The 21,355-nt window shown below is 74.7% G+C and carries 19 protein-coding genes; 12 read left to right on the top strand and 7 right to left on the bottom strand.

The window, feature by feature from the left end; genetic code table 11:
• Positions 1-8 precede the first annotated feature (8 nt).
• Entirely contained in the window at positions 9-419 is a 411-nt protein-coding gene (locus GYH36_RS09155) for an FKBP-type peptidyl-prolyl cis-trans isomerase (RefSeq protein WP_024839463.1), read from the bottom strand.
• Positions 420-557: 138 nt separating this feature from the next.
• On the opposite strand from GYH36_RS09155, the gene GYH36_RS09150 reads away from it, so the two are divergent.
• Genes GYH36_RS09150 through GYH36_RS09140 form a run of 3 tightly spaced genes read left to right on the top strand, consistent with a single transcriptional unit; the run spans position 558 to position 2,733 of the window.
• Entirely contained in the window at positions 558-1,442 is an 885-nt protein-coding gene (locus GYH36_RS09150) for an alpha/beta fold hydrolase (RefSeq protein WP_162289694.1), read from the top strand.
• Positions 1,435-2,025 (top strand): TetR/AcrR family transcriptional regulator, encoded by a 591-nt coding sequence (locus GYH36_RS09145; RefSeq protein ID WP_115943055.1) that lies wholly within the window; start codon positions 1,435-1,437, stop codon positions 2,023-2,025. The genes GYH36_RS09150 and GYH36_RS09145 overlap by 8 nt, the downstream gene beginning before the upstream one ends.
• Positions 2,026-2,046: 21 nt before the next feature.
• Positions 2,047-2,733 carry a hypothetical protein gene (locus tag GYH36_RS09140; protein WP_155099831.1) on the top strand — a complete coding sequence of 229 codons (687 nt, stop codon included), beginning with the start codon at positions 2,047-2,049 and terminating at the stop codon, positions 2,731-2,733.
• 117 nt (positions 2,734-2,850) lie between these two features.
• On the opposite strand, the gene GYH36_RS09135 is transcribed toward GYH36_RS09140, so the two are convergent.
• Positions 2,851-4,260, bottom strand: coding sequence for a cystathionine beta-synthase (locus GYH36_RS09135; RefSeq protein WP_155099832.1), 1,410 nt, complete (start codon positions 4,258-4,260; stop codon positions 2,851-2,853).
• Positions 4,261-4,395: 135 nt separating this feature from the next.
• Here GYH36_RS09135 and GYH36_RS09130 point away from each other — a divergent pair, with 135 nt between their 5' ends.
• The gene (locus tag GYH36_RS09130; protein WP_024839468.1) at positions 4,396-5,124 is read left to right on the top strand and encodes a DUF5701 family protein; all 729 of its coding nucleotides are present in this window, start codon (positions 4,396-4,398) and stop codon (positions 5,122-5,124) included.
• Between the two features lie 98 nt (positions 5,125-5,222).
• Here GYH36_RS09130 and GYH36_RS09125 read toward each other — a convergent pair whose 3' ends face one another.
• Both GYH36_RS09125 and GYH36_RS09120 read right to left on the bottom strand, forming a co-directional pair.
• On the bottom strand, positions 5,223-5,690 hold the full coding sequence (locus tag GYH36_RS09125; protein WP_024839469.1) for a hypothetical protein: 468 nt from the start codon (positions 5,688-5,690) through the stop codon (positions 5,223-5,225).
• 53 nt (positions 5,691-5,743) lie between these two features.
• Positions 5,744-6,628 carry a Bax inhibitor-1/YccA family protein gene (locus tag GYH36_RS09120; RefSeq protein ID WP_024839470.1) on the bottom strand — a complete coding sequence of 295 codons (885 nt, stop codon included), beginning with the start codon at positions 6,626-6,628 and terminating at the stop codon, positions 5,744-5,746.
• A 376-nt stretch (positions 6,629-7,004) separates the two neighbouring features.
• On the opposite strand from GYH36_RS09120, the gene GYH36_RS09115 reads away from it, so the two are divergent.
• The 4 genes from GYH36_RS09115 to GYH36_RS09100 are packed head-to-tail and all read left to right on the top strand — an operon-like array spanning position 7,005 to position 11,045.
• Positions 7,005-7,991 (top strand): ABC transporter ATP-binding protein, encoded by a 987-nt coding sequence (locus GYH36_RS09115; protein WP_024839471.1) that lies wholly within the window; start codon positions 7,005-7,007, stop codon positions 7,989-7,991.
• Positions 7,988-8,860 carry an ABC transporter permease subunit gene (locus GYH36_RS09110; RefSeq protein WP_115943058.1) on the top strand — a complete coding sequence of 291 codons (873 nt, stop codon included), beginning with the start codon at positions 7,988-7,990 and terminating at the stop codon, positions 8,858-8,860. The genes GYH36_RS09115 and GYH36_RS09110 overlap by 4 nt, the downstream gene beginning before the upstream one ends.
• On the top strand, positions 8,857-10,347 hold the full coding sequence (locus GYH36_RS20045; RefSeq protein ID WP_115943059.1) for a sensor histidine kinase: 1,491 nt from the start codon (positions 8,857-8,859) through the stop codon (positions 10,345-10,347). Before GYH36_RS09110 ends, GYH36_RS20045 begins: the two co-directional genes overlap by 4 nt.
• On the top strand, positions 10,344-11,045 hold the full coding sequence (locus GYH36_RS09100) for a response regulator (RefSeq protein ID WP_034603348.1): 702 nt from the start codon (positions 10,344-10,346) through the stop codon (positions 11,043-11,045). The genes GYH36_RS20045 and GYH36_RS09100 overlap by 4 nt, the downstream gene beginning before the upstream one ends.
• An 83-nt stretch (positions 11,046-11,128) precedes the next feature.
• Here GYH36_RS09100 and GYH36_RS09095 read toward each other — a convergent pair whose 3' ends face one another.
• Complete coding sequence (locus tag GYH36_RS09095; RefSeq protein WP_162289693.1) at positions 11,129-14,257, bottom strand: efflux RND transporter permease subunit; 3,129 nt, start codon at positions 14,255-14,257, stop codon at positions 11,129-11,131.
• Between the two features lie 117 nt (positions 14,258-14,374).
• Complete coding sequence (locus tag GYH36_RS09090) at positions 14,375-15,607, bottom strand: MFS transporter (protein ID WP_162289692.1); 1,233 nt, start codon at positions 15,605-15,607, stop codon at positions 14,375-14,377.
• Between the two features lie 87 nt (positions 15,608-15,694).
• Here GYH36_RS09090 and GYH36_RS09085 point away from each other — a divergent pair, with 87 nt between their 5' ends.
• Positions 15,695-16,246, top strand: coding sequence for a MarR family winged helix-turn-helix transcriptional regulator (locus GYH36_RS09085; RefSeq protein ID WP_081772191.1), 552 nt, complete (start codon positions 15,695-15,697; stop codon positions 16,244-16,246).
• Here GYH36_RS09085 and GYH36_RS09080 read toward each other — a convergent pair.
• Positions 16,219-17,127, bottom strand: coding sequence for an oxygenase MpaB family protein (locus GYH36_RS09080; RefSeq protein ID WP_312028572.1), 909 nt, complete (start codon positions 17,125-17,127; stop codon positions 16,219-16,221). The two genes, GYH36_RS09085 and GYH36_RS09080, sit on opposite strands and share 28 nt — an antisense overlap.
• Positions 17,128-17,239: 112 nt before the next feature.
• Between GYH36_RS09080 and GYH36_RS09075 the strand changes: the two genes are divergently transcribed.
• From GYH36_RS09075 to GYH36_RS09065, 3 genes are all read left to right on the top strand, one after another.
• Positions 17,240-17,857: an ArsR/SmtB family transcription factor gene (locus GYH36_RS09075; protein ID WP_115943065.1), complete on the top strand. Its 618-nt coding sequence runs from the start codon at positions 17,240-17,242 to the stop codon at positions 17,855-17,857.
• Positions 17,854-18,114: a hypothetical protein gene (locus GYH36_RS09070; RefSeq protein WP_115943066.1), complete on the top strand. Its 261-nt coding sequence runs from the start codon at positions 17,854-17,856 to the stop codon at positions 18,112-18,114. Before GYH36_RS09075 ends, GYH36_RS09070 begins: the two co-directional genes overlap by 4 nt.
• A 228-nt stretch (positions 18,115-18,342) precedes the next feature.
• The coding region (locus tag GYH36_RS09065) for an Ig-like domain-containing protein (protein WP_312028571.1) at positions 18,343-21,355 on the top strand (3,013 nt) is incomplete at its 3' end.

Here is a 21,355-nt window from a genome sequence, read left to right as displayed (position 1 = left end):
GCCGCGGACTACTGGACGTCGACGACGTCCACCACGAAGACGAGCGTGTCCGTGCCCCCGATGCCGGCCTGCGGCACGCCGCGCTGGCCGTAGCCGTGCTCCGGCGGGATCGACAGCAGCACGCGCGAGCCGACGTTCTGGCCCACGAGGCCCTTGTCCCAGCCGCCGATCACGGCGCCGACGCCGATCGGGAAGGCGATGGTGTCGCCGCGGTCGTAGGAGTTGTCGAACACGTGCCCGCCCCAGGTCTGGCCGAGGTAGTGCACGACGATGTTGCGGCCCGACGTGACGGCGGGGCCGTCCCCCTCGGACAGCACGACGACCTGCAGTCCGCTGGGCGCGCCCGTCTCGGGGAAGGTGAGCGTCGGCTTCTCGCCGAACGCTCCCGAGGCGGTGGGAAGGGTGGGCTGGTCGGTCACGAGGATGCCTCTCGTCGGGTGCAGGAACGCCGCGCGGGCGCGGGTCTTCCCACCCTACGCGCGTCCCCCTCGGCCGGTCGCGGCGTCTGCCCGACGAGACCCTTGCGGGACCTGGCTAATGGTGTTAGCTTCTTGGCTATGGACACGAGCCAGAACCACACCGTGCACCACCTCGCCCGGGCGGAGGGCCGCCTCGCCTACACCGTCGAGGGCTCCGGCCCGCTCGTCGTCGCCGCGCCCGGCATGGGCGACCTGCGCGCCACCTACGACGACGTCGTCCCCCACCTCGTCGCCGCCGGGTACCGCGTCGCCGTCATGGACCTGCGCGGCCACGGCGACAGCGACACGACCTTCAGCACCCACGGCGACGAGGCCACCGCGTCCGACTACGTCGCGCTCGTCGAGCACCTCGCCTCCGGGCCCGCAGTGCTGCTCGGCAGCTCGATGGCGGCGTCGGCGGCCGTGGTCGCGGCCGCCGAGCGGCCCGACCTCGTGCGCGGGCTCGTCCTCCTCGACGGGTTCCTGCGCGAGCCGTCCTCCCCGGCGAAGCTGCGCGCGATGCGCGTGCTCTACCGCCTCGTGCTCGCCCGGCCGTGGGGTGCGGCGCTCTGGGCCTCGTTCTACGGGTCCCTGAACAAGGGCCGCCGACCCGCACGGCTCGCCGCCCACCAGGCCGCGATCCGCGCCAACCTCTCCGAGCCGGGCCGCCTGCGCTCGTTCCGGGACCTCGCCGTCGCGCTCGACCACCGCGTCGTCGAGCCGCGCGTCGCCCGGGTGCAGGCCCCGGCGCTCGCCGTCTACGGCGCGCTCGACCCCGACTACGCCGACCCCGCCGCGGAGGCGGCGTGGGCGCAGGAGTCGCTCGGCGCGACGACCCTGCTCCTGCCCGAGGTCGGCCACTACCCGCAGCTCCAGGCGCCCGAGGAGGTCGTGACCGCGACGCTCGCATTCCTCGCCGACCTGCCCGGTACCGCCGGTACCGCCGGCGCGCCCGCCGCACGGGCGGAGGGCACCCGTGGCTAGGGCCGGTCTCTCGCGCGAGGCGGTCGTGCGCATCGCGGTCGACCTCGTCGACGCGGGCGGGCCGGGCGGGTTCGCCGACCTCACGCTCGCCAAGGTCGCCGCGCAGGCGGGCGTCGCGACGCCGAGCCTGTACAAGCACGTCGGGTCGCTCGCCGCGCTGCGGCGCGAGGTCTGCGTCGTGGCGGTCGAGGACTACACGCGCGCCCTCACCGACGCGACCGTCGGGCTCGCCGGGCCCGACGCCGTCGCGGCGCTCGCCCACGCGACCCGCCGCTACGCCCGCGCGCACCCGGGCCGGTACGCGGCCGTGCAGGTCGCGCCCGACCCGGACGACCCCGCCGACGCCGCGCTGTCGGCCGCGGCGAGCCGCAGCGTGCAGGTCGTCGCGGCCGTCCTGCGCGGGTTCGACCTCCCCGAGGACCGCACGATCGACGCGATCCGCTCCGTGCGGGCCAGCCTGCACGGGTTCGTCGCGCTCGAGGTCGGCGGGGGCTACCGCCTCCACGACGACCTCGACCGCAGCTTCGACCTCCACGTCCGCGCCGTCCTCGCGGGCCTGGGGTCGCTCTCCCAGCCGGACTGACCAGCGCTCCCGGAGGCCCCCATGAGCACCACCACCACCCGCCCGCCCACGACGTCGGCCACCTCGGCCCGGCGCGCGACCGCCGCCGCGTTCGTCGCGGCGGGCGCGGGCTTCGTCCTGTTCCCCGTGCTGCGCCCGTGGGCCGACGAGACCCGCGCGACGGCCGAGCTCGCCGCCGCCTTCGCGTCGGACCGCTGGGTCGTGGCGCACCTGTGCGGGATCGTCGCGATCGGCCTGCTCGCGCCCGCGCTCTGGGGCCTGCGCTCGGTGCTCGCCCCCACCGCCCCGCGGCGCGCCCTCGACCTGCTCGCGTCCGCGACCGGGCTCGTCGGGGCGGGCGGCTTCCTCGCCGCGCTCTTCTTCGGCGCCGAGATGTTCGGCATCCAGGCGGTCGCGCGCGCCGCGACCGCCGCGCCCGACGCCGCCACGACCGGGTTCCTCGACGTCGTCACCGACCTGCGCACGGGCCCGCTCGCCGTCACGCTCTTCGGCGCGGGGCTGGTCCTGCTCGCCGCGGGCGGCCTGGTGACCGCGGTCGCGCTCCGGCGGGTCGCGGGCTGGTGGCTCGTCGCGCCCTTCGCGCTCGGCCTCGTCCTGCTGCTGCCCCAGTTCTGGGGCGGACCGGGCCTGCGCGTCGCGCACGGGGCCCTGCTCGGGGCCGGGTGCGTGCTCCTCGCGGTCGTCGCCCTGCGCCGCCCGTCCCGCTGACCGGAGCCACCCCGCACCCCGACCGACGCCCTCCGCGCGCACGGCCGGCCGCCGCGCCGCACGCCACTGGCGCCGCACCCGCCCCGGGTGCGGCGCCCGCGTCGTGCTCGGCAGCCGTCAGCGCGCCGCGACGAACCCCAGGAGGTCGTGCCGCGTGAGGACGCCGACGGGGTCGCCGTCCTCGACGACGAGCAGCGCGTCGGCGTCGTGCAGGGCCGCGCGCACGGCCTCGACGCCCTCGCCCGCGCCGATGAGCGGGAAGCGCGCCTCCATGTGCTGGTCCACGCGGTCGGCGAGCGACGCGCGACCCGAGAACACGGCGTCGAGGAGCTCGCGCTCGCTCACCGAGCCCGCGACCTCGCCGATCTTCACCGGCGGCTCGGCCCCCACGACGGGCATCTGCGACACGCCGTACTCGCGCAGGATCTCGATCGCGTCGCGCACGGTCTCGCTCGGGTGCGTGTGCACGAGGTCGGGCAGGCGCCCGTCCTTCGCGCGCAGCACGTCGCCCGCGGTCACGCCCTCCTCGTCGGGCAGGAACCCGTACGACCGCATCCACGCGTCGTTGAAGATCTTCGACAGGTAGCCCCGGCCGCTGTCGGGCAGCAGGACGACGATCACGGCCTTCGCGGCGGCGACCGGGTCCTCCTCCTCGAGCCGGCGCGCGAGGCGCAGCGTCGCCTCGACCGCCATGCCGCACGACCCGCCGACGAGCAGGCCCTCCTCGCGCGCGAGGCGTCGCGTCATCGCGAACGAGTCCGCGTCGGTGACGGCGATGACCTCGTCGGGGACGGCCGGGTCGTAGGCGGCCGGCCAAAAGTCCTCGCCCACGCCCTCGACGAGGTAGGGGCGGCCGTCGCCGCCGGAGTACACCGAGCCCGCGGGGTCCGCGCCGACGACGCGCACGCGCCCGCCGTCGGACTCCGCACGGTCCGCCGAGACCTCCTTGAGGTAGCGGCCGGTCCCCGTGATGGTGCCGCCCGTGCCGACGCCCGCGACGAAGTGCGTCACGCGACCGTCGGTGTCGGCCCAGACCTCGGGGCCGGTCGACTCGTAGTGCGACGCCGGGCCGTTCGGGTTCGCGTACTGGTTCGGCTTCCAGGCGCCCGGGATCTCCTGGACGAGGCGGTCCGAGACCGAGTAGTAGGAGTCGGGGTGGTCGGGCGCGACCGCCGTCGGCGTGACGACGACGCGCGCCCCGTACGCACGCAGCACGTCGCGCTTGTCCTGGCTCACCTTGTCCGGGCAGACGAACACGCAGTCGTACCCCTTGCGCTGCGCGACGAGCGCGAGCCCCACCCCGGTGTTGCCGGACGTGGGCTCGACGATCGTGCCGCCCGGGCGCAGCTCGCCCGACGCCTCCGCGGCCTCGACCATCTTCAGCGCGATGCGGTCCTTCACGGACCCACCGGGGTTCACGTACTCGACCTTGGCGAGGATCGTCGCGCTGAGGCCTTCGGTGACACGGGACAGCCGGACGAGCGGGGTTCCGCCGACGAGCTCGGACACGTGCTCTGCGTATCTCATGCCCCGATCATCCCCGATCCGGCGCGGCGCGCGTCACCGCGCCGGCGGCCCGTCACACGCCGCGCGCCGCGCGGGAATTCCCGTACGGTGTAGAGCGTTGGACCTCGCGACCGACCCCCGACCGAGAGGTGACCCGTGCCCCGGACGACGACGACCGCCACCACGCCGACCGCACCCACGACCTCCGCGCCCACGACCTCCCCGGCGCCCGCCGTGCCCGACCTCCCGGACCTCGCCGCACAGGCGGAGCGCCTCGTCGCGCTCGGCGTCCCCGGGATCGCGGGTCTCGCGCCGGACGACGTCCGCGCCGCCGCCGCACGGCTCGCGGCGACCGCACCCGTCGGGGCGCTGCTCGTCGTCGACCCCCGGCTCGCGCCGCCGTCGGCCCTCGCGCCGCTCCTGCGGCTCCCCGCCCGCGACGGCGAGAAGGAGGGCTTCGTCGTCGTCGACATGCCGGACGTGGACCGCTTCGCGCCGATCGAGGGCGTCACGCTCCCCGACGGCCCGCTCTCGCTCGTCGTCGGGCTCGACCGGGGCGACGACATGGCGAGCTGGTCGCCCGACGAGGCCCTCCCGGAGATCACGGGGCGCGGCCGCACCCCGCTCCTGCTGCACGAGGGCATCCACTGGGCGCTCCAGGTGCCCGAGGTCGTCGCGCGCAACCACTGCTACATGACGATCGGGTCGCGGCTGCGCAAGCCCGACGGCCGTCTCGACACGCGCACGCCCGCGATCTGGATCTCGAACGGCACGGGTCGCGACGGCCGCGAGCGCCGCGGCGCGCCGAAGGTCGGCTGGTGCTGGGCGGGCAACCGCCACACGTGGCTCGGGTTCGCCTCGGCCGCGGGCCGCCTCCCCGCCTGACGCCCGCCCGACGGCGCGAGAGCCGCGCCCGAGGTGCTCGGGCGCGGCTCTCACGCGTCTCGTCGAGGCGACCGGGCGGTGTGGCCCGGGTGGCGGTGTCAGCCGACGAGGCCCAGGAGCGCGACGAGGACCACCGCGACGCCGAGCACGACGACGAGGAGCGGCCGGTCCGACGCCTCGCGCGCGGCGAGCCGGCCGAGGCCCGCCCCGACCGCGGCGGTCACGCCGACGACGGCGGCCGCGCCCGCGACGAGCGCTCCCCCGCCGCTCGCGCCCGCGTCGGCGAGCTGCCGCGCGAGCCCGCCGGCGAGCAGCGAGCCCCACAGCGCGCCCGCGACGAGGCCGAGCCCGGCGAAGACGAGCGCGGCGCGCCGGTCGGACGCGTCGCGCGTGACGCGCGTGCCCAGCCACGCGACCGCGGCTCCTGCCGTCGGCACGCTGACGAGGACGAGGAGCGCCGCGAACGCGAGCCACGCGGGCGGCGCGCCCGAGACGACCATGTACAGGACCTGGACGCCGAGCATCGCCGCCGCGGCGACGACGAGGCCGGCGAGAAAGACCGGCACCCGCGGCGGGAGGTCCGCCGCGGGTGCCGGTTCACGGGTGCTGCGCGCCACCGTCAGTCGCTGCTCTGCAGGATCGCGAACAGGCGCAGGAACTCGAGGTACAGCCAGACCAGCGTCACGAGGAGGCCGAACGCGGCCGACCACGCGAACTTGGCGGGCACGCCGCCCTCGACGCCGCGCTTGATCGAGTCGAAGTCGACGATGAGCGAGGCGGCCGCGAGGCCGACGGCGACGAGGCTGATCACGATGCCGAGCGTCCCGCCGCGCAGGCCCCAGCCGTCGAGGACGCCGAAGAGGATCAGGCCGACGTTGACGAGGGAGAATGCGAGGTAGCCGACCATCGCGATGAGCAGCCAGCGCGTGAACTTCGGCGTGACGCGCACCTTGCCCGACTTGAACAGGAACAGCGCCGCGGCGAACGTCGCGACGGTCGCGACGACCGCGGACGGGACGACGCCGTCGTAGAAGCTCTCGTAGAACGCGCTGATGCCGCCGAGGAACACGCCCTGCGCGACGGTGTACAGCGTGATGAGGAGCGGGCTCGGGTTGCGCTTGAACGCGTTGACGAGGCCGAGGACGAGGCCGACGACCGCGCCGATCGGCCAGATGCCGGGCGCGACGACCCACGTCGCGGCGCCGACCACCACGAGCAGCGCGAGCAGCCCGCCGGTCTTCATGATGACGTCGTCGTACGTGAGGCGCTTGGTGTCCGCCGTCGTGGCCGACGGAGCGTCGTACATCTGGTTCAGCGTCGCGGCGTCGGCGGCCTGCGCGCCGTACGCGCCCCACTGGGCGCCCTGCGGGGGCGTGCCGTACGCGGGTCCCTGGCCCTGCGGGGGCGGGGTCCCGTAGGCGGGTCCGGCCTGCGTGGCCGCCCCACCGCGCCGGTTCTTCGGCTCGCCGAAGACCGCGCTGTTGTTGAAGACGGGGTTGCTCATGAGCTCCTCCTGGTCGCGGCGTCCACTACCTCTCAGCGGGCCTCGTCATGGCTTCTCGCCTCGAGTCGGGTGTCGCTGGCCTGTGTTCATCCTAGGGAACGTGCGAGCCGCAGCCACTGTTCCCGCCGATTTCCCCCGCTCGGAGACCGAGGTGACGACCAGCGGACCACCCGACGACGCACCGCGTACGCCGCGCGGCGTACGCCGCCCGGCCGACGCACGGGGCAAGATACGTCGCGCGGTGGCTGCCCGGCGCCGGGCCCGTCCCTAGGCTCGAGCCGTACCTCGCGGTGAGGCCCCCGGCCCGTCCGGCGCGACCCCCGCCCGCGAGCACCACGGACCATCACGGACGAACGACCCTCGGAGGGGCGAAGTCATGATCGAAGCACGCGGCCTGACCAAGCGGTACGGGCCCAAGACGGCGGTGGACGGCGTCTCGTTCACCGTGCGTCCCGGGACCGTCACCGGGTTCCTCGGCCCCAACGGCGCCGGCAAGTCCACCACCATGCGCATGATCATGGGGCTGGACCGCCCGACCGCCGGGACCGTCACCGTCAACGGACGTCCCTACGCCGAGCACCGCTCGCCCCTCACCGAGGTGGGCGCGCTGCTCGACGCGAAGGCCGTCCACACCGGGCGATCCGCCTACAACCACCTCCTCGCGATGGCGGCGACGCACGGCATCCCGACGAAGCGCGTGGACGAGGTCATCGAGATGACCGGCCTGCAGTCCGTCGCGAAGAAGCGCGTCGGCGGCTTCTCGCTCGGCATGGGACAGCGCCTCGGCATCGCGTCGGCGCTGCTCGGCGACCCGAAGACGCTCATCCTCGACGAGCCCGTCAACGGCCTCGACCCGGAGGGCGTGCTGTGGGTGCGCAACCTCGCGCGCTACCTCGCGTCGGAGGGCCGCACGGTCTTCCTGTCGAGCCACCTCATGAGCGAGGTCGCGCTGACGGCCGACCACATCGTCGTCATCGGCAAGGGCCGCATCATCGCGGACGCCCCGGTGGGCGACATCGTCGACGGCGCCCAGCAGCGCACCGTCCGCGTGCGCACGCCGCACGCGACGCAGCTCGCCGAGCTCCTCACGAGCGACGGCGCGACCGTCACGAGCGACGAGCCGAGCCTGCTCGTCGTGACGGGCCGCGACGCCGCCGGGATCGGGGAGCTCGCCGCCGCGCAGGGCTTCGTCCTGCACGAGCTCACGCCCGTCACGTCCACGCTCGAGGACGCCTACATGGCCCTCACCGCGGACTCCGTCGAGTACCAGACCGAGTCCGCCCAGCAGCACGTCGGCCACGGCGCGGCGGGCGCGACCGCCGCCCCGGCCCCCACCGACTCCCTCGAAGGAGCGCAGCGATGAGCGCCACGACCCTCGCCCCCGGCGCCACCAGCCCGACGGCGTCCCGCACCTCCCCCTACCGCCTGTCCTTCGCCCACGTGCTGCGCTCGGAGTGGATCAAGTTCCGCTCGCTGCGCTCGACGTGGTGGACGCTCGGCATCACGGTCGTCGTCATGGTGGGCTTCTCGCTCATGTTCGCGGCCGTCGTCACCTCCGTGAGCGGTCAGGGCGGCTCGCCCGAGGACATGGGGATGGGATCGACCGACGGCATCGGCGTCATGGTCATCACGGTCGGGTACTCGTTCGCCCAGCTCGCGGTCGCCGTGCTCGGCGCGCTCACCGTCACGGGCGAGTACTCGACCGGCATGATCCGCTCCACGCTGTCCGCCGTCCCGCGCCGGCTGCCCGCGCTCGCGGCGAAGATGATCGTCGTCGGGGCCGTCACGGCGGTCACGACCGCCGTCGCGGTCGGGCTCTCCTACCTGGTGACCTACCCCATCCTGTCCGGCGACGGCCTCACGGCCGACTTCTCCTCGGCGGAGGACCAGCGCGCCCTGGTCGGCGCCGTGCTGTACCTCACGGCCGTCGCGCTGTTCTCCGTCGCGGTCGGCGTCCTCCTGCGCAGCTCGGCCGGCGCGATCTTCACGCTCGTCGCCGTGTTCTTCGTCCTGTCGATGGTCCTCGGCATCGTCCAGGGCGTCACGGGCGCCGACTGGGTCCAGACGCTCATGAACTCCCTGCCCGCGTCGGCCGGCGAGCAGGTCGTGCTCGGCGGCGGGATGTCCTCCCCCGACGCGATCGGCCCGTGGCAGGGCTTCGCGGTGCTCGTCGGCTGGACCGCCGCGCTCACCGCCGCGGCCGCCGTCGTGCTCAAGCGCCGGGACGCGTGACCTCCCGGCCCACCACCCCGCCGACGCCGGACGAGCAGACCGCTCGCCCGGCGTCGGCGTCGGCGCGCCCGGGCACCGGCCCGGGGGCGCCGGCGCCCCTGGCGATGCGGGCCGCGCCCGAGCCGTTCACCGAGCTCGACGCGCGGCGGCTCGGTCCCGTCCGCCGGTACTTCGCGCGACACCCCGTCGTCATGGACTGGGTCGTCGTCGCGATCTTCGTCGTCCCCGGCGTCCTGTACGCGCTGTCCGCGGAGCAGCCGCGGGGCGCGTCGCGCCTCGGGCTCCTGTTCTTCCTCGCGGGCGGCGCGCTGCTCTACTGGCGTCGTCGGCGCCCCGTGACGGTCGCGCTCTGCCTCGCCGCGGTCGGCGTCGTCGCGGTCGCCGTCACGGGGGACACCGCCGGCTTCGAGGTCGCGGCGATGTTCGCCGTCTACGCCGTCGCCGCGTCGCGACCGTCGCGCATCGCGTGGCCCGTCCTCGCGATCGTCGTGCTCGCCCTGTCCGGCGCGACCCTCCTGTGGTACGACGTCGTCACCACGGACGACGGCGAGATCCTGCGGCAGAGCGTCGAGCCGGGCCGCGCGACCGTCGACCGTGTGGTCGGCATCCTCGTCACGACGATCCTGTGCCTCGTGGCGCTCGCGATCGGCACCAACGTGCGCGCGCGGCGCCAGCACGTGTCCGACCTCGTCGAGCGCGCGAACTCGATCGCGCGCGACCGCGACCAGCAGGCCCAGCTCGCCGCCGCCGCCGAGCGCACGCGCATCGCGCGCGAGATGCACGACGTCGTCGCGCACTCCCTCACCGTCATGGTCGCCCTCGCGGACGGGGCCAAGGCGTCGGGCGCGAAGGACCCCGAGCTCGCCGCGCACGCGCTCGACGAGCTCACGTCGACGGGCCGCGCCGCGCTCGCCGACATGCGCCGCGTGCTCGGCGTCCTGCGCGAGCCCGGGGGCGAGCAGACCGTGCCGCTCGCGCCGGCGCACGAGACGCCCGAGCTCGAGGAGACGGTCGAGCGCTTCCGGACCGCAGGGCTGCCGGTGCGGCTCGTGCGGTCGGGGCCGCAGCCGACGCCCGGGCCCGCGCTGCGCCAGACGGCGCACCGCATCGTCCAGGAGTCGCTGACGAACGTGCTGCGCTACGCGCCCCTGTCGCCGATGGTGCTCGTCGAGGTGTCGCGCCGTACGGAGCCGGGCGCGGACTGGCTCGAGCTGCGCGTCGTCAACCAGGCCGGCCGGCGCCCGGGCGACGGTGCGACGGCCGACGAGCGCGCGCTCCCGCCGTCGGTCGCCGAGCAGCACCCGCCCGGCGTCCCGGTCGGGACCGGCCGCGGGATCATCGGGATGCGGGAGAGGGCCGCGGTGTACGGCGGTACCGTGTCCGCGGGGCCGAGCGGGAGCGGCTGGGAGGTGCGGGCGAGCCTGCGCCTCGACCTCGACCCGGGCCGCCAGGCCGGTGCACGCGACGACGGACGGGAACGCACATGACGGGAACGGGGGCACCGATCCGGGTGCTGCTCGTCGACGACCAGGCCCTGCTGCGCATGGGCTTCCGCATGATCCTCGCAGCCGAGGACGACATCGAGGTCGTCGGCGAGGCGGGCGACGGGGAGACGGGCGTCGCGCAGGCGAGCGCGCTGCGCCCCGACGTCGTGCTCATGGACGTGCGCATGCCCGGGACCAACGGCATCGAGGCGACCGAGCGCATCGTCGCGGCGCACCCCGGCTCGCGCGTCATCATCCTCACGACGTTCGACCTCGACGAGTACGCGTTCGCCGCGCTGCGGGCCGGGGCGAGCGGGTTCCTGCTCAAGGACGCGAAGCCCGGCGAGCTCGTCGGCGCGATCCGCGCCGTCGCGAGCGGTGACGCCGCCGTCTCCCCGCGCGTCACGCGCCTCATGCTCGAGATGTTCGCGAACCAGCTCCCCCGGGACGGCGCCGCCGCCCCGGCGCAGGCCCGGACGGGCCGTGACGACCCCCGCCTCGCCGAGCTCACCGCGCGCGAGCTGGAGGTGTTCGAGGCCCTCGGCGAGGGTCTGACGAACGCCGAGATCGCCGAGCGATTCGTCCTCTCGGAGGCGACGGTGAAGACCCACGTGGGCCGCGTGCTCGGCAAGCTCGGCCTGCGCGACCGCGTCCAGGCGGTCGTCCTCGCCTACGAGACGGGCGTCGCCCGCCCCTCCTGACACCCTTCCCGGCGCCGAACATGTGGTTCTGGAGCGTCCCGATCCCCTGACGCTCCAGAACCACATGTTCGGCCCCGGCGGGTTCAGGCCTGGGCGGCGGCCTCCTCCTTCGCCGCCTGGCGGGCCGCCCGCTTCTCGCCGCGGCGCTCCGCGAGCGTGTACAGCACCGGGACGACGACGAGGGTCAGCAGCGTCGAGCTCAGCAGGCCGCCGATGACGACGAGCGCGAGCGGCTGGGAGATGAACGCGCCGCCGCCCGTGATCCCGACGGCCATGGGCGTGAGCGCGAAGATCGTCGCCGCGGCGGTCATGACGATGGGGCGCAGGCGCTTGCGCGACCCCTCCAGGACGGCCTCGTCGAGCGACCGGCCGCGCTCGCGGTACTGGTTGATGAGGTCGATGAGCACGATCGCGTTCGACACCACGATGCCGACGAGCATGAGCAGGCCGATGAGCGCCGGCACGCCGAGCGGCGTCGCGGTCGCGAGCAGCAGGAGCAGCGCGCCCGTCGCGGCGAACGGGACCGACACCAGGAGGATGAACGGCTGCAGGAGGCTGCGGAACGTCGCGACCATGACGAGGTAGACGATGAGGATCGCGACGAGCAGCGCGAGGCCCAGGTCGGCGAACGCGTCGGCCTGGTCGGACGCGACGCCGCCGATCTCGACCGTCGCCCCGCCCTCCAGGTCGAGACCGTCGACGGCCGTCGTCAGCGTGGCGGTGAGCGCGCCCAGGTCCTGGCCCGCGGGCGTCACGGCCACGGTCGCGCTGCGCTCGCCGTCGACCCGGGTGATCGAGGTGGGCACCTCGACCTCGGCGACCTCGGCGACCTGCGTGAGCGGCACGGGGCCCGCGCCCGTCGGCAGCACGACCTGCTCGAGCTCGGCCACCGTCGCGGGCGCCTCGCCGGCGAGCACGCGCACCTGGACGGGGCCGTCGCCGAGGTTCACCGTGCCGACCGGGGCCGGGGACATGATCCCGGAGACCGTCCCGGCCACCTGCGTCTCCGTGAGCCCGACGGCGGCCGCGGCCTCGCGGTCGACGGTCACCTGGACCGTCGACTGCGCGGCGGCGAGGTTGTTCGTCACCTGCGCGGCGCCGTCGACACCCTCCGCGAGCTCCTGCACCTCCGTCGCGGCCGCGGCGAGCGTGTCGGTGTCGGGGGCGCGCACGACGAGATCGACCGTCGAGCTGCCGAACGCGGCGTCCGCGCCGGCGACCTCGATGCCCTCGCTCGACTCCCCGACCAGCCCGGAGACGGCGTCGCGCACGTCCTCCTGGGCCGCGACGGCGTCGGCGTCCGCGTCGAGCGTGACGGCGAACGTCGCCGTCGGGGACCCGCCGCCGCCGAAGAACGCGGCCTCCGGGCCGCCCGCGGTGCCGACGGTCGTCTGGACGGTCGCGACGCCGTCGAGGTCGAGGAGCGCCTGCTCGACGTCGCGCGCGGCGGCGTCCTGCGCGTCGAGCGACGTGCCCGGCGCGAACGTCTCGGTGACCGTGAGCGTGTCCTGGCCCGTGTCGCCGAGGAAGTTGGTCTCGAGCCGCGGCGCGAGCGCGAGCGTGCCGGCGAGGATCGCGACGGACACGCCGAGCGTGATCGCGGGGTGGCGCAGCGCGGCGCGCAGCGTCGGGAGATACCCGCGCTGCCACAGCCCGCGGCGCTCCTTCGCCTCGGCCGTGGCGCGGGCCCGCTCGCCCGCGAGGCGCGCGGCCTCCGGGTCGGCCGGGACGGGCGGCGCCTTGATGAACCAGTACGCGAGGACCGGCACGATCGTCAGCGCCACGAAGAGCGACGCGAGCATGGCGATGGCGACGGTGAGCGCGAACGGCCGGAACAGCTCGCCGACCATGCCGCCCACGAGCGCGATCGGCAGGAACACGGCGACGGTCGCGACGGTCGAGGCGGTGATCGCTCCCGCGACCTCCTTGACCGCCCCGATGATGGCCCCCGTCTTCTCCTCGCCGTACGACAGGTGGCGCTCGATGTTCTCGATGACGACGATCGAGTCGTCGACGACGCGCCCGATCGCGACCGTCATCGCGCCGAGCGTGAGGATGTTGAGCGTGTAGCCCGTGGCGTTCATGACGACGAACGTCACGAGCAGCGACAGCGGGATCGACACGGCCGAGACGAGCGTCGAGCGCAGCGACGCGAGGAACAGCAGGATCACGACGACGGCGAACAGCAGGCCGAGGAGCCCCTCGGTCGCGAGGCCCTCGATGGACTCCTCGATGAACGGCGCCTGGTCGAACACGACCTCGACGCGCACGTCCTGGGCGTCGAGCACGCCGGCGAGGTCGTCCACCGCGTCCTGCACGGCGTGCGACACCTCGACGGTGTTGCCCGCGGGCGTCTTGGTGATCGCGACGGCGAGCGCGGCGTCGCCGTCGAGGCGCGAGTACGACGTCGCGGGCTCGGGACCGGCGGTGACGGTCCCGACGTCGCCCAGCGTGACGGGCGCGGAGGCGCCCGGGACGACGAGCGGCAGCGCGGCGAGGTCGTCGACGGTCGTGATCGCGGTGCCGACCTGCACGCTCAGCGTCCGGTCGCCGTCGGCGACCGTGCCCGCCGGGAGCACGACGCCGTTGTCCTGGAGGATCGTGGAGACCTGCGCGGGGCTCAGGCCCGCGGCGGCCAGCGCGGCGGGGTCGAGGTCGATCGTCACCTGCTGGTCGGCGACACCGCTCACGGCGACGCTGCGGACGCCGTCGACGTCCTCGAGCGCGGGCACGAGGCTCGACGTGACGGTGTCCGCGAGCCCTGCCTCGTCCGCGCCGCCGGACACGGCGAGCTGGATGACCGGGAGGTCGTCGACCGACCCCGTCACGACCTGCGGCTCGACGTCCTCGGGCAGCTGCGACTGCAGCCGGGTGACCGCCGTCTGGAGCTGCGAGGACGCCGCGTCCATGTCGGTGCCGTACGCGAACTGCACGGTCGTCACGGACAGGCCGGTCGACGACGTCGACGTGACCTCCTCGACGCCCTTGACGGCGCGTGCGGCCGTCTCGACGGGGACCGTGACCTGCTGCTCGACGATCGCCGGCGCCGACCCGGGGTACGCGCCGACGACGGCGGCCGTCGGGATCTGCAGGCTCGGGATGAGCTCCTGCTTGAGCGACCCCATGCTGATGACGCCGAAGACCGCGATCGCCACGGTGGCGAGGGCGACGAGGGCGCGGTTGGCCAGCGACAGCCGGGCGAGACGGGACACGGAGCCTCCAGGGGTTCCAGGTCGGCGGGGAACGACGGCGGCGTCGCGATGTCGTGGGCCTAACGCGAGGAGCCCCGAGATGGTTCCCACGCGCTCCGACCGCGCCGGGCGTGCGGCTCAGGCCTCGCCCAGGGCCTCCTCCGGCGTGCCCTCGACGGCGCGCGCCCGCCAGTTCCAGCGCGACCACAGGACGCGCTCGCCGAGCTCAGCGGCCATCCGGTGACCGGCCACGACGAAGGCGACCACGCCGAGCGCGAGCACGCCGACGCCGAGCCAGAAGGGCGCCGTCGCCGAGACGGGGTGCAGCAGGCCGGCGATGACGGGCGCCGGGGCGGCGAAGCCCCAGCGGACGAGGTTGAACGCCCCGGTCGTGACGCGACGGTCGCTGTCGCCGAGCGCGAGCGACAGGTCGGTGAGGTTGGCGTTCGCGATCCCCATGAACACGCCCGCGCCGACGAGCACGACGACGGACCAGGTGGTCCCGAGGTCGAGCGCGAGCAGCACGAGCGCCGCCAGGACGCCGACGACCGCGATCCCGAGGGTCTGGACGGCGCCGACGCGGTGGGCGAGCCGGTGCCCCACGACGAGGATGCCGACGGCGAGGCCGACGCCCCACGCGGTGAAGACGAGGCCGAGGGGCACGACGTCGAGGCCGAGGAAGACCGGCGTGTACCCGAGGATGACGAAGAAGCAGAAGTTGTACGCGGCGGTGACACCGGCGAGGGCGAGGAAGCCGGGCTTGCGGAACAGGCCGAACACCCGCCCGAGACGCAGGGGCGCGGGCTTCTGCGCCGGGTCCTGGAGCCGCGTCACGGACACGAGCAGCGCGACGAGCATGAAGACGCCGCACACGAAGAACGGCACGCGCCACGAGATGCCGCCCAGCAGGCCGCCGAGCAGCGGTCCGACCGCGAAGCCCAGCCCCACGCACGTCTCGAAGAGCTCGACGACCCACTCGCGGTCGTTCGCGAGGGAGACGAGCAGGACCATGGCCGTCGCGAAGAACATCGCGTTGCCGAGCCCCCACAGGCCGCGGAGGGCGGCGAGCTGCCCGATGCTCGTGCTCAACGCCGCGAGCACGGCGGCGACCGCGACGAGGCTCACGCCCGTGACGAGGATCTTCTTGTAGCCGAAGCGCCCCGTCGCCATGACGGCGGGGATCATGCCGAGCGCCATGACCGCGATGTAGGCGGTGAAGAGGAGCTCGATCTGCCAGGTCGACGCCCCGATCTCCTCGCCGATGACGGGCAGGATCGGGTCGACGACGGCGATGCCGGCGATCGCGAAGAACGCCGTGAGGGCGGTCGCGTAGATGGCGGTGCGGTTCGGTTCGTCGCGCGTGGAGGCCACTCGGTCGCACTTCCTGGGTGGAGGGTCGGGCCCGCTCGGCGGGTCAGATACCTGTATCTGACAGATAACTACCTGTAGACTACACCCATGTCCGTTGCCTCAGGAAACAACCGCTCGCCCGTCCCCTCCCCCGGCGGCGCGACGGGCAGCGCGAGTGAGCGCGAGGAGGCGACGGCGCACGACGTGCTGGGGGCGATCGAGCTCGAGCTCGCGCAGCTCCTGCGGCGCGCCGAGCGCACGCGGGCCTCGGGGGCGCCCGGGACCTCGCGGCGCGACGGCACGCTCGACCGGTCCGGGTACCTGCTGCTCCACACGCTCGGGACGCACGGCCCCCTGCACGTCACCGCGCTCGCCGAGCGGCTCGGCCTCGACGGCTCCACGGTGACCCGGCAGGTGGCCGCGCTCGAGCACGCGGGCCACGTGCGCCGGGCGCGCGACCCGCGCGACGGGCGCGCCGTCGTCGTCGAGCCCACGACGTCGGGCCTGGACGAGCTCGCCGCCCACCGGGCAGCACGCACCGCGGTCTACGCCGACGTCCTCGGCGGCTGGTCGCGCCTCGACCGCGCGCTCCTCGCCGAGCTCCTGACGCGCCTCAACGACGACCTCGACGCCTACCGCCACCGCCGCGACGCCCCCTGATCCGGCGCGGGTCCGCGCTCATCTCGCCGGGAGCGCCCACCGCAGCAGCCGCGTGACCGCGACCCCCGCGTGACGGCGACCCCCGCGGGGCGCGACCAGCGCGCCGGCACGCCGCGCACGCGCGGCATCCCGGCCCGGGCCCACGCCGGGAGCGGCTGGCGAGCGGCGATCGCGAGGCCCGCGTACGCCGGCCGCACCGCCCGCGGCAGGGGCGCCTCCACGAGCAGGAACCGCGCGGCGTCGAGCGCCGCGGGCGTGAGGGCGAGCGCCGGCCGGTAGCCCTCGATCGCCTCGTCCAGCTCGCGGACCGTGCGCGGCGCGTCCGTCACGCCGAGCGCGCGCCCGACGACGGCCGCCTGGGCGACGTACTCGTCGCACCCCCGCGCGTCGAGAGGGTCGCGCCCGAACGTCTGGTGCGCCGCGAGGAAGCTCTGGGTCTCGGCGACGTGCACCCAGCGCAGCAGGTCGGGGTCGCCGGCACGGTAGGGACGCCCGTCGGGTGCCACCCCGCGCACGCGCTCGTGGACGGCGCGCACCGCCCCGACCGCCCGCTCGGCGTCGTCGGCCGTCCCGAACGTCGTGACCGCGATGAAGGTCGAGGTGCACTGGAGGCGCCCCCACGGGTCTCCCCGGTAGCCCGAGTGCGCGGCGACGCCCGCCATCGCGAGCGGGTGCAGGCTCTGGAGCAGCAGTGCACGCAGCCCGCCGACGAACATCGACGCGTCGCCGTGGACGCGCTGCACGGGGCTGCCCGGGTCGAACCACCGCGGGCCCGGCGTCTCGTGGATGCGCGCCCGCGTCGCGGTCGCGTCCGGCCCGGCGACGCGCAGGAAGATCGCGCGCTCGGCGGCACCCCTCACCCGTTCCACCACGGCAGTCACGGGTCGATGCTCGCACCGGTTCCCACCCCTCGCCACGGGCTCGCCCGGGGACGAGGTCCAAACATGCAAAGAAACTCTTGCAAAGAGAACTTTGCACTTGTAGCCTCGTGCCATGAGCACCGACGACGCCACCGCAGCCACGCCGCCCGAGGGACGGACACCCCTCGGCCCGGCGCAGCTCAAGGCGCTCGCGCACCCGCTGCGGATCCAGATCCTCGACCTCCTCTCGACGCACGGCTCGCTCACCGCGAGCGGGCTCGCCGAGCTCGTCGGCGAGTCGAGCGGGTCGACGAGCTACCACCTGCGCCAGCTCGCCCGCCACGACTTCGTCCGCGAGGTCGCCGGGAAGGGCACGGCGCGCGAGCGGTGGTGGGAGCGGGTGCCCGGCGGCTTCACCGTGAGCCTTCCCGACGAGGGCACCGACACGGCGTCGTCGCTCGCGGGCACCATGATCAGCCGCGAGTTCGAGGCCGCCCGGGCCCGCAAGATCCAGACGTTCCTGGACCGCGCGCCGTCCGAGCTGTCCCAGCGCTGGCTCGAGGGCGCGCGCCTGGCGACCGCGAGCATGTGGCTCACGGCCGAGCAGATGACCGAGGTCGCCGACGCGTGGGACGCGTTCGACGCGACCCTGCGCCGGTTCGAGGGGCAGGAGAGCCTCCCGGGCGCCCGCCCCGTCCAGATCCACTTCAACGTCTTCCCCACGATCGACGGCAAGGAGAACCCCTCGTGAGCGCGTACTCCCCCACGCTTCCCCGCACCGCCGAGCCGCACGGCACGGACCGCCTGCTCGTCCTCGTCGGCTCGGCCCTCGCCGACCTCGGTCGCCGCCGCGCTACGCAGCGCGCCGCGGCCGCACGAGGCCGGGCTGCCGCGACGCGCCCCCCGACGACGGACCGCACGACGGACCGCACGACGGACGCGCTCCGCGCCGTCGAGGACCGCACGCTCGACCGCGCGTCCACGTGGCGCGCGTCCCTCCTGCCCTGACGCCGCCCGCCGATCCCACCCGGCATGGGGACCCCTCCCCATGCCCGACGACAGGGCGGTTCGGTTACCCTCGACTGGGCGTTCTGCGGGCACGGACGCGCGTCTCCCCCTCTCTCGCCATCCCGGCTCGACAGGATGACGTGGTCCCGCGTGCCCCGACCAGGGACTGAGGGAGCATCGGTGGGCCTACTGACGAGCATCCGCGAGCATCGTCGAACCGTGGCGTCGGTGAGCACCGTGTCGGTGTTCTCGACGGCGCTGGTGGGCATGGCTCTCTTCTACGAGGGTGAGGCGACGGCGGACGTCGACCTGAACGACTCGGGTGTGTGGGTGACGAAGACGTCGGCCGGCCTGCTGGGACGGTTCAACTACGAGTCGCAGGCGTTGGACGGGACCCTGAACGCGGGTAGTGCGTCGTTCGACGTGCAGCAGGACGCGGGTCGGGTGCTGCTGGACGACGCGGGCACGGGGTCGGCGTCGCCGGTGGACGTGGCGCACCTGAAGCTGTCGGGTCAGGTGCGGTTGCCGGCGGGTGCGCAGGTGGCCTCGGGGGGTGCGACGACGGCGGTCCTGGACGGCGAGGAGGGGCTGTTGTGGGTCCTGCCGTTCGAGGGGGCGACGTCGTTCGACGCCGAGGAGCTCGAGCCGACCGCCGAGGTCGGCGGGGCCGGTGCGCTGACGGTCTCGCGCGAGGGCACGGTCTTCGTCGCGGTCCCGGGGACGGGCACGCTGTGGACGGTCGAGACCTCGTCGCGCGGCGTCGTCGACGGCGAGCCGACCGAGTCCGCGCTGCCGGTGGGCAAGGGCGCGGAGGTCGAGGTGACCGCGGTCGGCGAGAAGCCGGTGGTGCTGGACCGGTCGGCGTCCCAGCTCGTGCTGCCGGGCGGCACTACCGTCGCGCTCGACGGCGGTGACCAGGCCCGCCTGCAGCAGCCGTCCGCGGCCTCGCGCGCGGTCGTCGTCGCGACGGCCGACGCCCTGGTGACCCAGCCCCTCGCGGGCGGGGACGCCCAGCGTCGCGCCGCCCAGGGCGTGCCCGCCGCGCCGGTGCAGCTCGGGTCGTGCACGTACGGCGCGTGGGGCTCCACGGGCCAGGTGATCCGCGACTGCGAGGGGACGGACCGCGACGTCGACGAGCGTCTCGAGGGACTGGACCCGCGCACGCGCCTGGCCTACCGGGTCAACCGTCAGGTGATCGTGCTCAACGACCTGTCGGCGGGGACGTTGTGGATGGCGGCGGACGAGTACCAGAAGGTCGACGACTGGGACGTGCAGATCCCGGAGGAGGCCGAGGGCGAGGAGTCGGACGCGGAGCTGACGAACCCGGAGCAGGTGGACCAGTTCATCGCGGACCGGTCGCAGCCGAACCGGCCGCCGCAGCCGAAGGACGACAGCTTCGGGGTGCGTCCGGGGCGCACGACGATCCTGCCGGTGCTGGGCAACGACGTGGACCCGGACGGGGACGTGATGACGGCGTCGCTCGCGGGGGACTCGCCGTCGAACGCGACGGTGCAGGCGATCATGGGCGGCGCCGCGCTGCAGGCCGTCGTGCCCGAGGACGCGACCGGCACCGGCTCCTTCCGCTACTCCGTCTCGGACGGACGCGGCGGCGTGGCGGAGGCCGGCGTGACCCTCAAGGTGTCCCCGTGGGGCGAGAACGCGCCGCCCGAGCAGACCGGTGACCCGGTCCTGCGCGTCGCGCAGGGCGGGACCTCCACGATCAAGGTGCTCCCCTACTTCAAGGACCCGGACGGCGACGACCTCTACCTCGCGTCCGCGGCCGCGACCGTCGCGGGCGACGACGTGCGCTCACGCCCCGACGGGACGGTCGACTTCCGCGACGGCGGCGGCTCGACGGGTCGCAAGATCGTCACGCTCCTCGTCTCCGACGGGGAGATGTCGTTCGAGGGCAAGCTCCTCGTCGACGTGGTCCCGGGGCCGCAGCCGCCGGTCGCGGTGAGCGACCACGTGGTGGTGCCCGCGGGGCAGCCGGTGACGGTCGAGCCGTTGCGCAACGACACGGACCCGAACGGCGACGAGCTGCGCCTGGCGTCGGTGTCGGAGTCGGCACCGGCCGAGATCACGCCGAACTACGACGCGGGCACGTTCACGTTCGTGTCGATGGAGCCGCGCTCGTACGACCTGACGTACCAGGTGACCGACGGCCCGGACGCGACGACGGGTCTGGTGCGCGTGGACGTGCTGCCGCCGTCGGCGGCCGAGGGCGCGCCGATCGTGGTGACCGACACCGCGCTGCTGCCCGCAGGCGGCAAGACCCTCGTGGACGTCCTGGCCAACGACACCGACCCCGCCGGCGGCGTCCTCGTCGTCCAGTCCGTGCGCGTCCCCGACGACGCGGGCGTCTCCGTCGCGATCCTGGCCCACCAGATGCTGCGGGTGACCGAGATCCGGCGCCTGGACGAGCCGGTGACGGTCGAGTACACGGCCTCGAACGGGACCGAGACCGCGACCGGCCAGGTGCGGGTCATCCCGGTGCCGGCGCCCACGCGCCTGCAGCCGCCGAACGCGGCGGCCGACGAGGTGACCGTGCACGCCGGGGACGTGGTGACGATCCCGGTGCTGCGGAACGACACCCACCCCGACGGTCTCGAGCTGTTCCTGCAGACCGAGCTGGAGCAGGACGTCGACCCCGCGCTGGGGGAGGCGTTCGTCTCGGAGGACACGCTGCGGTTCAAGGCCGGCCCCGAGGCCGGCACCGCGTACGCGATCTACCGGGTGCGCGACGTCAACGGGCAGGAGGACTCGGCCCAGGTCACGATCCGCATCCGCGACGGCGAGGACAACGCGCCCCCGCAGCCCCGCGAGATCGAGGCCCGCGTCCTGTCCGGCGCGAGCGTGCGGATCGCGGTCCCCCTCGACGGGATCGACCCCGACGGCGACTCGGTCCAGGTCACGGGCATCGCGAGCCCCGCGTCCCAGGGCACCGCCCAGGTCGTCGACGGCATGATCGAGTACACCGCGTCGAAGAACGCGAGCGGGCACGACACGTTCACCTACGCCGTGCTCGACGCACGCGGCGCGACCGCCACGGGGACGGTCCAGGTCGGCATCGCCCGGCCCGCGGAGACGAACCAGCCGCCGGTCGCCGTCGACGACGAGGTCACCGTGCGGCCCGGTCGTACGGTCTCGGTCGCGGCGCTGGCGAACGACACCGACCCCGACGGCGACCAGGTGGGCCTCGTGCCCGGCGGCATCGAGGACACCCACGACCTCGACGCCG

The sequence above is a fragment of the Cellulosimicrobium composti genome (assembly GCF_010287905.1).
GTDB lineage: Bacteria > Actinomycetota > Actinomycetes > Actinomycetales > Cellulomonadaceae > Cellulosimicrobium > Cellulosimicrobium composti.
The sequence above is the reverse complement of the archived record's forward strand: the minus strand, read 5'-3'. Positions and strand labels throughout refer to the sequence as shown.